Below are 14,700 nucleotides of genomic sequence, written 5' to 3' on the forward strand. Positions count from 1 at the left end.
TCAGTAGTTGATTTGCCGTCAGACTGAATAGCGTTCTAGCAGCGGACAGTCGACCATTTGCTGATGTGCAGTGATCGGCTGTCCTGCTGTAAGGCTTGCGAGTGTCTGGACACCCAGCGCACCCATCTCCTCGAAGGGCAACGCAACCGTGGTCAGCTTGGGCCTGAGGTAGGCCGCAATGAGTTCCTGGTTGTCGAAGCCGATCACGGCGATGTCTTGGGGGATGGCGAGCCCGCGCTCCTTGATGGCGTCATAGGCGCCCATAGCCATCCGGTCGTTGAGGCAGAACAAGGCAGTTGGCCTGCCTGCCCCGGCCTGGTACTTGTCGAGGATTTCGCAGGCGGCCTCGTAACCGCCATCCGCCGTCGCGTGCCCCGAGACCACGAGTTCAGGATCCAGTTCCAGCCCTGCGGCGGCCAGCGCTTCCCGGCACCCCTCCAAACGCCCGACGGCGGCGGGAATGTCCGGATCCAGGTTGATGACACCGATCCTGGAGTGCCCGGCCTGGAGTAAACGTTCGACGGCGACGCGTCCCCCGGCGCGTTCGTCCGGGACGATCGAGGGCAGCTTCCCGTCCGCGTCGAAGCAGTTGATGAGGACAGTGGGCACCTCGTTGGCACTCTTCGGAACGTGCACGGCCCGGTGGTAGGTGGCCGCGTAGAGAAGCCCTTCCACCCTTTGTTCCAGCAGCTTCTCAACGGCTGCATCTTCCATGCCCTGGTTCGGTCCCGTTGCATCCGCCTGGTCCGAGGGTGCGATAAGCAGGAACCGGCGGTGCAGCCAGGCCTGGTCCTGCGCGCCCTTGATGATGTCGACGGCGAACGGTGCCGTGACGATCTCTGTGACGATGCCGTACCAGTCGCTGCGCTGCGAGGCGAGGGCACGTGCACCGGCGTTGGGACGGTAGCCGAGGACCTGGACGGTTTCGAGGATCCGGGTGCGGGTTTCCTCGGAGATGCTGGCGTTCTCCCGGTTGCTGAGGACGAAAGACACCGCGGTGCGGGACACTCCCGCAGCCTTGGCCACGTCCGCCATAGTGACCCCGCGCTGGGCGGCGGGGGCACCCGTGCTGGCGGGGGCGCTGGTGGCCGGCCGGGCCGCGGCCGCATGGGCTGCGGGTGCCGACGCCGCTGCGTGTGTGCTCTTCGCCATTGAATGCTCCGGAATGTTGCCGACACTGGCCGCCCTGGCCAGCTGAAATTCTTTTGGTAACGCGCGTTACTTCGAACGTGTGATTTAGGTTACGCGCGTTACTCGGATCCTGTCAACGACTAATTTTGGAAGAGCCCTAATGCCGTCGTTTGAGGCCGCCGGGACTTTCTGAGGCCGGGGCGTGTGGGCAGCGCAGCATGGGGACCGCAGGGCGTCTCCGCTGTGCGGGGGCCGTGGCGGCAGGAACACAATCAGGGCTGCTGGCGGCCTGATCCTCACGACGCGCAAATCGCCTGGCGACGCGCAAATTACCTGGCGCACCCGATATATGGGGGTCGCAGGAAGTTTTGCGCGTCGCAGGGACATTTGCGCGTCGAAACCGCGCGGGCGGGCGCGCGGGCTGGCGCGTCGAAACCGCGCGGGCGGGCGCGGGGCGGGCGCGCGCGGGCGGGCTCAACGCGCCGGCTTGGCCCGGCATTCCTAAGCTTGTCCGCGGATCCAAACCTTCAGGGTCAGGATCCACGGACAAGCCCCGGATACTCCACGGGCGTTAAAGAAGAAAAGCACCAGTTCCGAAGAACTGATGCTTCCCAGTGGTGGCTCCGACCGGCGTCGATCCGGTGACCTTTCGATTTTCAGTCGAACGCTCTACCAACTGAGCTACAGAGCCTAGGTGACACGTCACCTTGATGGCCGGAATTTCTTCTGGCAATCAGAGCGACCCTGACGGGACTTGAACCCGCGACCTCCGCCGTGACAGGGCGGCGCGCTAACCAACTGCGCTACAGGGCCTTGCTTGTTTCTTGCTTCACAGTATCTCTACTGCTTTTTTCAAGGCTTCCAGCCTACCAGACTTTTTCATCCGGTTTGACCACTTCCTTGCGTACCCCCAACGGGATTCGAACCCGTGCCGCCGCCGTGAAAGGGCGGTGTCCTAGGCCGCTAGACGATGGGGGCCTGAACTCAATCCGACTCATTCAGGGCAAAAATAAAGGGCCGAAGCCTTTCTTTTCCGCCCTTTCGAGTTGCTCCGAACTGGACTATAAAAGTGTAGGGCAGACCTTGGGAATATCCAAAATCGGCACCCCGCGGTTGGAAAGTCGGGGCAGAATTCAGTGCCGGGCGGGTGCAAGATGGACTGATGGATGCCGTTGATGCCCTCAATGAGATCGCCTTCTGGCTGGAACGCGAACTGGCCCCCACGTTCAAGGTCCAGGCCTTCCGGAAAGCAGCCGGCATCATCGGCGGCCTGGATCCGGCCGAAGTTGCGGCCCGTGCCCGCACCGGCAGGCTGAAAAGCATGAAGGGCATCGGGGACAGGACTTTCGAAGTGATCCGGCAGGCAGTCGACGGCGGCGTCCCCGACTATCTGGAAGGCCTTCGCGAACGGGGGCAGCAGCCACTCGCGGCCGGTGGCACCGAACTGCACTCGGCACTCCGCGGGGACCTGCACAGCCACAGCGACTGGTCCGACGGCGGGTCCCCGATCGAACTGATGGCGGACGCCGCGCGCACCCTTGGCCGGGAGTACCTCGCCCTGACGGACCACTCCCCCAGCCTCAAGATCGCCAACGGCCTCAGCGCCGAACGCCTCACCGAACAGCTCGACATTGTGGCGGACATAAACAACGACGACGGCGGCGGCAACTTCCGCCTGCTCGCCGGCATCGAGGTGGACATCCTGGAGGACGGGACCCTGGACCAGTCCCCGGACATGCTGGACCGGCTGGACGTCGTGGTAGCGAGCGTCCACTCGAAACTTCGTTCCGACAGGCGCACCATGACCGCCAGAATGCTGGGCGCCATCAGCGATCCGCAGATGAACGTCCTCGGCCACTGCACCGGCCGGCTGGTCCAGGGGTCCAGGGGAACACGGCCCCAGTCCGAGTTCGACGCCGAGCGGGTGTTCGCAGCGTGCGCCGAGCGGGGTGTCGCCGTCGAAATCAATTCCCGGCCCGAGCGGCAGGATCCGCCGGACGAACTGATCAGGCTGGCCCTCGATGCCGGCTGCCTCTTCAGCATCGACAGCGATGCGCACGCGCCGGGTCAGTTGGACTTCCTGCAGTACGGTGCCGAGCGTGCCGCTTCGAACGGCGTGCCCGCCGAACGGATCGTCACCACCTGGCCGCTGGACCGGCTGCTGGAGTGGACCGGCCGGGGAAAGTAGCACGCCGCCGAGGTCCGGGGCCCTGGCGGAAACTCCTCAGCCCCGGGCCGACTCCGGACCCTCCGGCCGCCACGGTGTGGGCCGGGGCAGCCAGCGCGGAACGTTCCGGCGGTACTCCTCGTAGTCGGCACCGAATTTCCGGGCCAGGACCGGCTCCTCGTACAACCTGACGAACGCCACCACCGGAATGGCGCCGACGGCCAGGGCTACGTAGAGCACTGGCTGGCCCAGCAGGAGTCCCTGCCCGGCAACGGCAGCGGCAATGGCCACGTACATCGGATTCCGCACGTACCGGTAAAGTCCACCCACCACCAGGTGCTTGGGCGGGGCAAACGGTGCGGGTGTGCCGAGGCCCTCCACGGCGAAGTGCACAAAGGAGTTCGCGATCACCGCCGCCCCTGCACCAATCAACAGGGCGCCGCCGACCTGCGCAGGCACACCGCCGGGGACGGGCGCCGCAACCTCCCAGCGGGTCAGGAGCCATGGAACCACGCCGGCCACAGTCGCAGGGGCGACGGCGAAGGCCGCTGTGCCGATCGCGGCGCGCCTTCTGTCACGGGCCGAGGCTGCGTAGGCTTTCATACCAGCAAGCGTGAACCCGCGGTGTTCAGCGGACAAGGGCCGACCGGCCCTCCCGGCCCTTCCGGCGGCCCGGGGGCAGGGGAACGACCTTCCGAGGCAGGGGAACGGACCGAATTCAGGCGACCAGCAGGATGGCCATGGTCACCATGACGACGGCGATGATGGCATCGAGAACGCGCCAGGCGCTCCGGCGGCGGAACACCGGCGCAAGGAACCGAGCGCCAACGCCCAGAGCGGTGAACCAGGCGACGCTGGCCAGCCCCGCGCCGGCCGCAAACCACCATCGGCCGTCCGGTCCGTGCGTGCTGGCGATTGACCCGAGGAGCAGCACGGTGTCCAGATACACATGCGGGTTCAGCCAGGTGAAAGCCAGGCCGGTTCCCAGGACCGCGGCCCAGCCGGCGGACTGCCCCGTCCCGAGCTGTCCGAGTGCCTGCCCGCGGACGGCGCGCCAGGCGGCGAAGGCGCCATAGGCCGCCAGGAAGGCAGCACCGGCCCAGCGCACCACCTCCAGTACCGCCGGGGCCTGTTCGATCACGACGCCGATGCCCGCTACTCCCAGCACGATCAGCACCAGGTCCGAGAGGGCGCAGACGGCGATGACCAGGGCGACATGCGAGCGTTGGAGGCCTTGGCGGAGGACGAACGCATTTTGGGCGCCGATGGCGACGATGAGCGAGAGGCCGCTGGCCAGGCCTGAGAGAACGGGGAGGATCACCCTTACAACGGTAGGACGAACCCCAGCATGAAACCAGTTAAACATTCTGCTGATAGATAAGATGAGCTAATGATAGACATCCAGCCGGACCAGGCCCGGACGCTGGCGGCCATCGTCGCGAAGGGCAGCTTTGATGCCGCCGCCAGCCATCTGTCGGTTACCTCCTCCGCCGTCAGCCAGCGCATCCGCGCCCTCGAGGTGGCCGTCGGCCGTCCTGTGCTGAGAAGGACCAGGCCGATCGAACTCACCGAGTCAGGCCAGGCCGTGGTGCGGTTCGCCCGGCAGCTGGAGATGCTCTCGGCGGATCTCGCCGATGAACTGCAGCCGGGAGCCACCACTCCGGACACCCGCCTCACCCTTGTGATCAACAGCGACTCGCTGCACACGTGGGCGATGGCCGGGCTGGCTGCGGTGGCCGGGACGGTCCAGCTGGAAATCCTGCGCGAGGACCAGGAATATTCGCTGGAGCTCCTCCGCAGCGGTGCGGCGGCAGCGGCCATCACGGCCACCGCCAAAGCCGCCCCGGGGTGCACTTCCCGCCGGCTCGGCGTCATGCGCTACCTGCCCGTCTGCACGCCGGCCTTTGCCGAGCAGTGGTTCGACGGCGGGGCCGCGTTCGACGGCGCGGCGGCGGCGGAGGCACTGGCGAAGGCGCCGGTCATCATCTTCGACCGCAAGGACGACCTGCAGGACCGCTACCTGCGGCGCTTCAGCCGGAAACCCGTCGAGCCGCGGCGCCACTACGTGCCCGCAGCACACGAGTTCGGCGAGGCCATCCGGCTGGGCATGGGGTGGGGCCTTCTTCCCGAAATTGAAATCGGCGACGACCTGGACCGGCGAACACTGCAGACCCTGGCTGCCAAGTCCTTTGTGGACGTCCCGCTGCACTGGCAGCAGTGGCGGTACGGATCGGCCGTGCTGGACGGCGTCGCGTCTGCCATCCAGGACGCGGCGCGCGTCCTGAGGTGAAGCCCGGCGAAAGCACCCTGCCGGTAGCAGGGCAACTTTGGCAGGATCTCGACTAGACGTGACCGATTTCCGCCAGCCCCGCCGCCGCGGCGGGGGCTAGATTGGCAGCATGGCTACAACCGCCGCACCCGGCCCCACTCCGTCCGCAGGCCCCCACGAAGGGTCCCCGCACGCTGCCCCCGCATCCGCCCCGCAACCCCAGACGCAACCCCAGACGCCAGGCAATCCGCCCGCCGCCGGCCCCTCTCCGAAGCAGGCGCCAGTCAACAAACTGGGCGTCGCCGCCGTCGTTATCACGGTGGTCCTCTGGGCCTCCGCCTTCGTGGGCATCCGCGCCGTGGGCCCAAGCTTCTCCCCCGGTTCCCTGACCCTGGGACGGCTGGCGATTGCCGCCGTCGTCCTCGGTGCGGTGGTGCTGCCGAAGCTGCGGATGCTGCCGAAGGGGCGGGAATGGTGGCCCATCCTCGCGTACGGCGTTATGTGGTTCGGCGGTTACAACGTGGCCCTCAACGCCGCCGAGCACCTGCTGGACGCCGGCACCGCGGCCCTGCTGATCAACGTCAACCCCATCCTGGTGGCCGTGATGGCCGGCATTCTCCTCAAGGAAGGCTTTCCGCGCTGGCTGATCATCGGCAGCCTGATAGCGTTCGCCGGCGTCGCGGTGATCGCGCTCAGTTCGGGCCAGCGTTCGACGGCGGATGTGGCGGGCGTGCTGCTCTGCCTCCTTGCCGCCGTGCTCGCCGCCGTCAGCGTGATTGTCCAGAAGCCGGTGCTGCGGAAGTTCCCGGCGGCCCAGGCCACCTGGTTCGGCATCATGGTGGGTGCCGTCTGCTGCCTGCCGTTCACCGGCCAGCTGGTGGCCGAACTGCAGCAGGCCCCGCTGCCGGCCACCCTCGGGCTGGTTTATCTGGGGATCTTCCCGACGGCGATTGCGTTCACAACGTGGGCGTATGCGCTGTCCCTTATCGACGCCGGGAAACTGGCTGCCACCACCTATCTGGTGCCCGGCACCACCATCCTCATCTCGTGGCTGGTGCTCGGCGAAGTGCCCACCGTGTGGGGTCTGGTGGGCGGCGTGATCTGCCTGGTGGGAGTGGCGCTGACCCGGCGCAGGTCCCGCTAGAGTCTTGGTATGCCCGCCAACCTGCCGCCCGGCCTGCCGATCGTCCCGGACGGGGCGGACAACGATGCACCGTTTCCCATGACCGATGAGGACTTCGAATCGGCCGTCAGCGACGCGCTGGAGCGCATCCCGCCGGAAGTGGCCAAGGCCATGGACAACGTGGCCGTCTTCATCGAGGACGACTACGTCCCGCAGCCGGGCGAGGACCCGGACACAGTGTTGCTGGGCCTTTACGAAGGCGTGCCGCTGACCGAGCGTGATGCGTGGTGGGGTGCGGGGTCGCTACCGGACCGCATCACCATCTACCGTCTGCCCATCCTGGAAATCTGCGCGTCCCGGGAAGAGGTGATCCAGGAGGTGGCCATTACCGTGACACATGAGGTTGCCCACCACTTCGGCATCAGCGATGAACGGCTGCACGAACTTGGCTGGGACTAGCTAGCCTTGTAGGCATGGGACACGACCACAGCCACTCGCACGGCCTCTCAGCCACGGGCACTGCCAAGCACCGCAAGCGCCTGATCGCCGTCCTCAGCATCACCCTGGCCGTGGTCCTGATCCAGGTCGTAGGGGCCGTGATCTCCGGATCCCTGGCCCTGCTGGCCGATGCCGGCCACATGCTGTCCGATGCCGCCGGTGTGTTCATCGCCCTCCTGGCCGCGTGGATCGCCACCCGGCCCGCCAGCGACCAGCGGACCTACGGGTACCAGCGCGCCGAAGTCCTCGCGGCCCTGGCCAACGCGCTGGTGCTGATTGTGATCTCCGTGGTGATCTTCACCGAAGCCATCCGGCGGATCGGTTCGGCCCCCGAAGTCCAGACCGACGTGATGCTCTGGGCCGCTGTCCTCGGGGCCGTGGCCAACCTGGTGTCGCTGCTGATCCTGCGCGGCGCCCAGAAGGAGAGCCTCAATGTGCGCGGCGCCTACCTCGAGGTGCTGGGGGACCTGCTGGGTTCGTTCGCCGTCATTGCCGCTGCCGCGGTGATCATGGTGACGGGCTTCCAGGCGGCGGACACCATTGCCTCGATCGTCATTGCCCTGATGATCCTGCCCCGGGCGTGGCACCTGCTCCGCGACGTGGTGGATGTGCTGCTGGAAGCGACCCCGAAGGGCGTTGAAGTCCAGATGATCCGTGAGCACATCCTGTCCGTGCAGGGAGTTGTGTCCGTGCACGACATCCACATCTGGACAATCACCTCAGGTGTCCCGGTCTTCTCCGCCCACGTGGTGGTGGAGGACGCCGTACTGAGCGCCCGCGGGGCCGACCAGGTGCTGGACAAGCTCGCCACCTGTCTGGGCTCGCACTTCGACACCGAGCACTGCACATTCCAGCTGGAGCCGGAGAGCCACTCCGAGCACGAGTCCCACCAGCACGCCTGAGGTGGTTTGAGCTTTTCTGTAGCGCCCGCACGGGGCGGTTCCCACCTGCCTGGCTACTGCGGCATGGGCTTGTCCGGGTTGGTGAGCCGGTACAGGAACGCAGCCATTGCCTCCCGCGAAACCGGCGCGCCGGGCCGGAAGGTGCCGTCCGGATATCCTGTGCTGATCCCGGCAGCAGCAGCCCAGCTCACTTCCCGGTGGAAGGGATCGCCGGGACGGACGTCACTGAACGGCGCGGTAGCCGGCGCAGTGTAGACGGGCGCCCGGTTCACGGAAGTGGCATACCGGTTGAGGAATGCGGCCATGGCTTCGCGCGAAACCGGCGTCCTGGGTCGGAAGGTGCCGTCCTCGTATCCGGTGGTGATGCCCTGGCCGGCCAGCCACGTGATCTCCTTGTAGAACATGTCCCCGGGCCCAAGGTCCCTGAATGGTGAGACGGCGGGCGGAACAAACCAGGCCGGGGAACCGGCCTTCCGAAACAGGAAGGCGGCCATCGCGTCGCGTTGAATGCTGTCCAGGGGCCGGAAGGAGCCGTCCGGGTATCCGGTGCTGAACCCCGAATTCGAAAGCCAGCTGATTTCGTGGAAGAACTGGGCATTTGCGGGGACGTCGGTAAAGGCCTGGCGCGCGTCTCCCGTAAGGGCAACCCGCGAGACGGCCGAACCCGCGTGGACGATGAAGAGGGTGGATCCGTCGCGGCTGACAACAAGTCCCCCGGGAAGCTGTCCCGCCGGGAAGGTCGCCGAGACGGTTTCGGTGGCCGTGTCGAAGACCAGGATGTGGCCGTTTTCGCTGCCGTCGACAACGTAGGCCGTGCGCTCGTCCGAACTGAAGGCGACTGCGCTGGCTACGCCCGTGAGCGGGACTGTATGCGAAACCGCCGTGGCGGTGTCCACAATGCCGACGACGGCCGGGTAGATGCAGCCCGTGATGTACAGGCGCGATCCGGAAGGGTTCAGCGTGAGGGCGGAGCTTGCCGTGCAGCCGGTTTCAATTGATTTCACAACCCTCCGCTCCGCAACTGAAAGCACGTGGATGCCTCCCGACAGCAGGTCACCGACGTAGAGCGTGCCCCCGTCCGGGCTCACTGCGAGCTGCCCTCCTGGCTGGCCGGGAACCGGGACTCTGGCGACAATCGCGCTCGAAGCCGTGTCGATGAAGGTGACATTGCGGCCCTCGTACATGGCGCCGTAGAGCGTGCGCCCGTCCGGCGACAGGGCCAAGCGTCCGCCGCCCCGATCCGTCTCGATCCTCGCGGTCACGGTGTTTGTCTGCGTGTCGACGATCTGGACAATGCCCGGTGCCGTGCCCGGGTCGCGGGGGTTCTGGGTATGGCCGCCGCTGCCGACGTAAAGCCGCGAACCGTCGTCGCTAAGCACAACGCCAGAGGTGCTCAGCGCTCCCGGAATGGTCGTCTGAAGGGCGCCGGTGGCGGCATCCTGGACCGTGACATTGCCCGAGCTCATGTAGAGGGCATGCGGAACGTAGATCTTGGACCCGGACGGATGAACGGCGATTGCAGACGTGAAGCGCGTCGAACCCGCGGCCGGAAACGACGCCGACACCCAGTAGCCTGAGGTCGACGCCGTCATCGGGGCGGGAGCGCCGATCACCACCAACATCACGGCGAGCAGGACAACGATGCCCGCTCTGCCCCTCCGATGCCCGGCGAAAAGCAGTTGGCCGCGACGCTGTTGCATGAGAAATCCCCTCGCCCGAACGGATCAGGCCCCCCAACCTGTTCACCGTACGGCGGCCCTTCGACCGGCCGCTAGCGTGGCGACTACTCGTTTCGCCCCTTTCCCGACACGCCAGCCGAAAATGGGACGGAATCACACTGTTGTTGTTTATGTTATTGATGTGACCAGTGTTGCCAAAGTTGCAACCGGCCACGTAGCCTCGTGAGTGCTGGCACTCTGCAGCGGGGCATTTCCCTGTGAAAATCACGGATGACATTGAATTCCTCGCGCGCTCCAGCCTGACTGTTGCGAGGTTACTTGATGGGTTTGACCGGATCCGGCCGCAAAGCGGCTGTGCTGTGCACCGCCGTCGTACTCCTCGGATCCCTCGCACTGCCCGCCGGGGCGGCCCCGCCACCGGCCACCGCCCAGCCGGCGCTCAGCGTTCCGGCGTCGCCGGAGATCCCCTCGCCCGAGGAGATCGCGGCTGCCAAAGCCAGTGAAAGCGCGACGGCGGACCAGGTCACCAGAATCGACCGGATCCTTGCCGACGCCGCCGCAGCCCAGGAAGCCAGTTTTGCCGCGGCCATGCAGGCCAACAATGCCTACGGTGATGCCCTGGTCACGCTCGGGATCCGCCGCGATGCCGCCGCCCTTGCCTCGGCGAAGGCCGCATCTGCCCAGGCCGAACAGGCGAAGACCCGCAAGCAGGTGGGACAGCTGGCCGGGGACCTCTACCGCAACGGTGGACTCAATCCCGCGCTGAGCACTTTTGTTAGTGGGAACGGCGAGGTGCTGAAGCAGGCCGCCACCCTCGAAGCCATTTCCGCCAGCCGGAGCCGGGCCTTTGAGGCGGCCGACAACGCCGCCTCGGCCTCCCAGTCGCTGACTGCCGCGGCCGAGGACGCCAACCGTGCGGCCGACGACGCGGCCAGGTCCGCCGAAGACCGCAAGGTTGAAGCCGAACGCGCCAATGCGGCGCAGGCGAAGGCGGTCTCCGAGGCGAAGGCCCAGCGCACCGTGCTCGTGGACCAGCTGGCAAGCCTCAAGAACACCACGGTGGCACTCGAGTCAGCCAGGGTTGATGCGCTGAACCGCCAGCGCGCCCAGGAACGGCTGGCTGCCGTCACCGCTGCAGCAGCTTCCCAGGCTGCGGCCCAGACGGAGGCAGCGCCCAACAGCCCGGCCCCGGGTGCCCCCGCACCCGCCCCGGCGGCGCCGGCTGCCCCCGCACCTGCCCCGGCCAACCCCGCGCCCGCGGATCCGGCCCCGCCTGCACCTGCTCCGCCTGCGCCCGTGGTCCCGGCTCCGACTCAGCCCGCCCCGGTAGCTCCCGCACCGGCCGTCCCGGCTCCGGCCCCTGCTCCCGCCCCGTCTCCGGGTGGCTCAAACCAGACCGCCATCTCGGTGGCGCTGGGCAAGGTGGGCTCTCCCTACTTTTACAACTACGGCGGCTCCGGACCGCTCGGCTTCGACTGTTCCGGGCTGGTGCAGAATGCCTTCGCTGCGGCCGGCAAGTACCTTCCGCGCACGGCGGCCCAGCAGTACGCGCAGGCGCCCGTTCATGTACCTCTTTCACAGGCGCAGCCCGGTGACCTCCTGGTCTGGGGGTCAGCCCCCGATTTCTACCACGTAGCCATCTTCCTTGGCGGCGGACGCGTGGTCCAGGCCCTGAGCCCGGAAGACGGCATCACGGTCACTGACCTGACCTGGATGGCCGGAATGCAGCTCCACCCGACCGTTGCACGGTACTAGGACAGAACGTCCTTCGTGACGAACCGGCCGTAGGCCAGCGCCCCGAAAACCGCGATGTAGCCGGCCTGCAGCAACGCATTACTGCCAAAGGAATCCCAGGCAATCGGCTGGCGCAGCAGATCCGCGAAACCGAACCAGTAGTGGCTGAACAGCCAGGGGTGCAGCCACTCGAGCTGCGGCAGCTCACCCACAACCTGTGACACCACGGACGCCACGATGGTGGCTGCCATGGCGCCCACCGGAACATCGGTCAGGGTGGACAGGAAGAGTCCGACGGCGGACAACCCCAGCAGCGACACGGTCAGGTACGCCGCCACGAGCAGCAGGCGCACCACTGCCTCCCCAGGGGTGATCACGTCGCCGGACAGCAGCGTCACCGGGCCTACCGGAAACAGGGCCGCCCCGATCCCTGCCCCCGCCAGCGCCACCACCAGCGGAGCCACGATGCAGAACGCGGCGGCGCCGGCGTATTTGACCAGCAGCAGCCGCACGCGGCCGGCCGGCGCCACCAGGAGGTAGCGCAAGGTGCCGAGGCCAGCCTCGCCCGCGATCGTATCCCCGGCCACCACGCCCACGGTGAGCGGCAGGAATAGCGGCACACACACGAGCAGCGCCGTTACCCCCACAAACAGCCCGTTCTGGGTGATCCTGTCCAGGAAGGCAGGTCCGCGGCCTGGTGGAACGGCCGAGGACACGCGGACGGCAATGGCCATCAGCACCGGCACGGCCGCTAGCGCCAGCAGCATGGCCCAGGTCCGGCGCCGGCGGAAAAGGACGCTCAGTTCGGAGGCCAGCAGAGGCAAGCCGGAGGAAGCCTTGGCCGGTGCATCCGTCGTGACAACTTCCTTATTGGGCAATGTCGAACCCCTCCCCCGTCAGCGCCACAAAGCGGTCCTCCAAGCTGCCCTGCTCCACGGCGAAGCCGCGCACCCGCACACCGGCCGCCACCATGGCGGCCACCACGGCCTCCGGCTCCACGGCAACCCCCGACTGCCCTGCGTCGCCCAACTGCCCTGTGTCTCCGGCCGTGCCGGTATCCCCGGCCTGCCGGCTGTCGCCGTAAACCATCGCACCGTTGCTCCGGCCGCCCATGGGCGTCATTCCCAGCCGGGCGAAAACGCCCTCGGCCAGGCCGGCGTCGGGCGTTACCAGGCGGATCCTGACCTTGCCCTCGTCCCGCAGTTCAGCGAGCGTTCCCTGCGCCACCAGCCGGCCCGCGCTCATGACCGCCGCGTGAGTGCAGATCTGCTCGACTTCCGCCAGCAGGTGGCTGGAGACGAAAACCGTGGCGCCGTCGGCCGCAAGGGAGCGGACCAGGGAGCGCACCTCGCGGGTGCCCTGGGGATCCAGGCCGTTGGTGGGCTCGTCGAGCACCAGCAGCTCCCGGGGCGAGAGGAGCGCATTGGCGATGCCCAGGCGCTGCTTCATGCCGAGCGAATACGCGCGGACTTTCTTCCCGGCGGCGTGCGTCAGGCCCACGCGTTCCAGCGCGGACTCCACCCGGGCACGCCGCGTGGACTGTACGGCGTAAGGGTCCGCCGCATCGAGGCGCCGAAGATTGGCCGCTCCGGACAGGAACGGGTAGAACGCGGGACCTTCCACCAGGGCGCCCACACGCGGCAGGACCTCGTGGAAGCGCTCCGGCATCTCCAGCCCCAGCACGCTGACCGACCCGCCCGTTGCCCCGGCGAGCCCCAGCATCATGCGGATGGTGGTGGTTTTGCCGGAGCCGTTCGGGCCCAGGAAACCGAACACCGAACCTCTCGGGACGGCCAAATTAACGCCGTCCACGGCCAGCTGATGGCCGAACCGTTTGCTGAGGCCGCGCGTCTCTATGGCCAGCTCAGCGCGCCGTCCCGCGACGGTCACCTCGCGGCAGCAGCGGTCAGCAGGCGGTCCGCGGGAACAGACCCGGCGAAAACGCGCCCGTCATCGGTAAACAGCACATTTACGACGGCGGTGCTGAACAGCCGTCCGCCCGGCACCGCAACAGCGGCCTGCTGAAGCAGCGGATCGCTGGACATCATCGCACCGGCCTCCGCAGATGCGGCGCTGGCGGGGAATTCGACCACGCTCTCCCAGCCGGTACCCGTCACCGTAGGCCGCACTGCTGCAGCATCCGTCGCCGCAGCCTCAGGTGCCACAGCATCCGGTGCCACAGCTTCCGGAACTGCAGTGTCAGGCGACACGGTGCCAGGAACTGCAGCGTCAGGAACCACGCCCTCTTCCGTACGGTGTCCGGGCCAGCGGTGTCCGGGCAGGCTTCCCGTTCCGTGGGCCGGTACTTCGACTTCCTTGACGGTGGCCCCCGGCGGCGGGTTAAAGGCGAACAGTGAGGCGTCCGGGGCTTCAAGTGACAGGCTGGTGAACGCCAGCTTGAAGGCCGGTTCGCCCTGGCCCCGGGCCTTCAGTTCGACGCTCAGCGGCAGGCCGCTCTGGCCGTCAACGGCGATGGCTACCGAAGCGATCAGGGTGCCTTCCGTCCGCGGGGTGACCACCAGGTTGTAAGCGGCCCGGCCGGCAACGTTGACCTCCGGAAGCACTGAAATCTCAGTGGTGGGGTCAGCGGCCGCAAGGAACCGGGCGGCCAGGTCCTCCGGCGTCGGCATCACACCGTCCGTGCCCGCACCGGGATGCTTGTACTGGCCAACATCATGATGCCGGCCGGCATCGGCGGGGAGTGTCAGGTGAGTGGCGGTGTTGTCCCTGGAGCTGTACAGCCACACCTCGTCCCCGCTGCGTACGGCATTGCGTTCAGCGAGGCGGTCCAGGACCTGGACCCGCACGTTGCGCGGTCCGTCCAGGAACACCCTGGCGGTATGCGGCCCACTCAACAGCTCAAGGACGGACGCTGCGCCGCCGGCCGACGGCCCGGTTTTCGGAAGCTCGGGCAGGCCGATCCGGGACGTCTGCTCCAACGTCCCGGAGAGCGACGGAGCGGAGTGATGCGCTACCAGCGCCAGGACCTCTTGCGGCGTCTTGGCGGGCAAAGGGTCCCCTGCGCTTGCCGGCAAAGACCCTGCCAGCGCAGCGGCGGCAATTACGGCGGGCACGGCGGCGGCGGGCATCCACCGCAGCCACTTTCTGGTCATGACAACTCCGCTCCAACATTGCAGCTTATTGATTCCAGAGTACGCTTCGGACCCGCCCGCTACACCCCTTTGGGACGTCGCCGT

The 14,700-nt window shown here is 67.4% G+C and carries 13 protein-coding genes and 3 tRNA genes; 6 read left to right on the forward strand and 10 right to left on the reverse strand.

Translation table 11 applies throughout. The features are described 5' to 3' along the window. Positions 1–18 precede the first annotated feature (18 nt). The 4 genes from AC6JAC_RS20045 to AC6JAC_RS20060 all read right to left on the reverse strand — a co-directional run bounded on the left by AC6JAC_RS20045 (position 19) and on the right by AC6JAC_RS20060 (position 2,109). Positions 19–1,152, reverse strand: a complete 1,134-nt coding sequence (locus tag AC6JAC_RS20045) for a LacI family DNA-binding transcriptional regulator (RefSeq protein WP_231511446.1) — start codon at positions 1,150–1,152, stop codon at positions 19–21. Between the two features lie 594 nt (positions 1,153–1,746). Continuing rightward, a tRNA-Phe gene (locus AC6JAC_RS20050) sits at positions 1,747–1,822 on the reverse strand. A 48-nt stretch (positions 1,823–1,870) separates the two neighbouring features. Then, a tRNA-Asp gene (locus AC6JAC_RS20055) sits at positions 1,871–1,944 on the reverse strand. A gap of 92 nt (positions 1,945–2,036) precedes the next feature. Next, positions 2,037–2,109, reverse strand: a tRNA-Glu gene (locus AC6JAC_RS20060). A gap of 184 nt (positions 2,110–2,293) precedes the next feature. Here AC6JAC_RS20060 and AC6JAC_RS20065 point away from each other — a divergent pair. After that, complete coding sequence (locus AC6JAC_RS20065; protein ID WP_028272977.1) at positions 2,294–3,319, forward strand: PHP domain-containing protein; 1,026 nt, start codon at positions 2,294–2,296, stop codon at positions 3,317–3,319. A 36-nt stretch (positions 3,320–3,355) separates the two neighbouring features. Here AC6JAC_RS20065 and AC6JAC_RS20070 read toward each other — a convergent pair whose 3' ends face one another. Beyond that, positions 3,356–3,901 (reverse strand): methyltransferase family protein, encoded by a 546-nt coding sequence (locus AC6JAC_RS20070; protein ID WP_028272978.1) that lies wholly within the window; start codon positions 3,899–3,901, stop codon positions 3,356–3,358. A 115-nt stretch (positions 3,902–4,016) separates the two neighbouring features. After that, positions 4,017–4,619 (reverse strand): LysE/ArgO family amino acid transporter, encoded by a 603-nt coding sequence (locus tag AC6JAC_RS20075; protein WP_497966318.1) that lies wholly within the window; start codon positions 4,617–4,619, stop codon positions 4,017–4,019. A gap of 69 nt (positions 4,620–4,688) precedes the next feature. On the opposite strand from AC6JAC_RS20075, the gene AC6JAC_RS20080 reads away from it, so the two are divergent. From AC6JAC_RS20080 to AC6JAC_RS20095, 4 genes are all read left to right on the forward strand, one after another. Continuing rightward, a complete protein-coding gene (locus AC6JAC_RS20080; RefSeq protein ID WP_497966320.1) occupies positions 4,689–5,588 on the forward strand; it encodes an ArgP/LysG family DNA-binding transcriptional regulator in 900 nt (299 codons plus the stop codon). A 109-nt stretch (positions 5,589–5,697) separates the two neighbouring features. Then, entirely contained in the window at positions 5,698–6,711 is a 1,014-nt protein-coding gene (locus AC6JAC_RS20085; RefSeq protein WP_454697469.1) for a DMT family transporter, read from the forward strand. Between the two features lie 9 nt (positions 6,712–6,720). Continuing rightward, positions 6,721–7,149: a metallopeptidase family protein gene (locus AC6JAC_RS20090; RefSeq protein WP_454697468.1), complete on the forward strand. Its 429-nt coding sequence runs from the start codon at positions 6,721–6,723 to the stop codon at positions 7,147–7,149. A gap of 14 nt (positions 7,150–7,163) precedes the next feature. Further along, positions 7,164–8,090 (forward strand): cation diffusion facilitator family transporter, encoded by a 927-nt coding sequence (locus AC6JAC_RS20095; protein WP_497966322.1) that lies wholly within the window; start codon positions 7,164–7,166, stop codon positions 8,088–8,090. A gap of 53 nt (positions 8,091–8,143) precedes the next feature. On the opposite strand, the gene AC6JAC_RS20100 is transcribed toward AC6JAC_RS20095, so the two are convergent. Then, a complete protein-coding gene (locus AC6JAC_RS20100; RefSeq protein WP_497966324.1) occupies positions 8,144–9,790 on the reverse strand; it encodes an S-layer homology domain-containing protein in 1,647 nt (548 codons plus the stop codon). Between the two features lie 300 nt (positions 9,791–10,090). On the opposite strand from AC6JAC_RS20100, the gene AC6JAC_RS20105 reads away from it, so the two are divergent. Beyond that, entirely contained in the window at positions 10,091–11,524 is a 1,434-nt protein-coding gene (locus tag AC6JAC_RS20105) for a C40 family peptidase (RefSeq protein WP_497966326.1), read from the forward strand. Here AC6JAC_RS20105 and AC6JAC_RS20110 read toward each other — a convergent pair. From AC6JAC_RS20110 to AC6JAC_RS20120, 3 genes are read right to left on the reverse strand one after another with little or no spacing between them, the layout of a single operon-like run. Continuing rightward, entirely contained in the window at positions 11,521–12,327 is an 807-nt protein-coding gene (locus AC6JAC_RS20110; RefSeq protein ID WP_497966891.1) for an ABC transporter permease, read from the reverse strand. The genes AC6JAC_RS20105 and AC6JAC_RS20110 overlap by 4 nt on opposite strands. 43 nt (positions 12,328–12,370) lie before the next feature. Beyond that, complete coding sequence (locus AC6JAC_RS20115; protein WP_497966328.1) at positions 12,371–13,393, reverse strand: ABC transporter ATP-binding protein; 1,023 nt, start codon at positions 13,391–13,393, stop codon at positions 12,371–12,373. Further along, the gene (locus AC6JAC_RS20120) at positions 13,390–14,616 is read right to left on the reverse strand and encodes a LolA family protein (protein ID WP_497966330.1); all 1,227 of its coding nucleotides are present in this window, start codon (positions 14,614–14,616) and stop codon (positions 13,390–13,392) included. The genes AC6JAC_RS20115 and AC6JAC_RS20120 overlap by 4 nt, the downstream gene beginning before the upstream one ends. Between the last annotated feature and the right edge of the window lie 84 nt (positions 14,617–14,700).

It is taken from the genome of Arthrobacter sp. KUASC02 (assembly GCF_059739395.1).

Coding starts and splice junctions, on each gene's coding strand:
- AC6JAC_RS20065 (WP_028272977.1), top strand. CDS start 2,294: ATGGATGCCGTTGATGCCCTCAATGAGATCGCCTTCTGGCTGGAACGC.
- AC6JAC_RS20095 (WP_497966322.1), top strand. CDS start 7,164: ATGGGACACGACCACAGCCACTCGCACGGCCTCTCAGCCACGGGCACT.
- AC6JAC_RS20105 (WP_497966326.1), top strand. CDS start 10,091: ATGGGTTTGACCGGATCCGGCCGCAAAGCGGCTGTGCTGTGCACCGCC.
- AC6JAC_RS20080 (WP_497966320.1), top strand. CDS start 4,689: ATGATAGACATCCAGCCGGACCAGGCCCGGACGCTGGCGGCCATCGTC.
- AC6JAC_RS20120 (WP_497966330.1), bottom strand. CDS start 14,616: ATGACCAGAAAGTGGCTGCGGTGGATGCCCGCCGCCGCCGTGCCCGCC.
- AC6JAC_RS20045 (WP_231511446.1), bottom strand. CDS start 1,152: ATGGCGAAGAGCACACACGCAGCGGCGTCGGCACCCGCAGCCCATGCG.
- AC6JAC_RS20070 (WP_028272978.1), bottom strand. CDS start 3,901: ATGAAAGCCTACGCAGCCTCGGCCCGTGACAGAAGGCGCGCCGCGATC.
- AC6JAC_RS20085 (WP_454697469.1), top strand. CDS start 5,698: ATGGCTACAACCGCCGCACCCGGCCCCACTCCGTCCGCAGGCCCCCAC.
- AC6JAC_RS20090 (WP_454697468.1), top strand. CDS start 6,721: ATGCCCGCCAACCTGCCGCCCGGCCTGCCGATCGTCCCGGACGGGGCG.
- AC6JAC_RS20100 (WP_497966324.1), bottom strand. CDS start 9,790: ATGCAACAGCGTCGCGGCCAACTGCTTTTCGCCGGGCATCGGAGGGGC.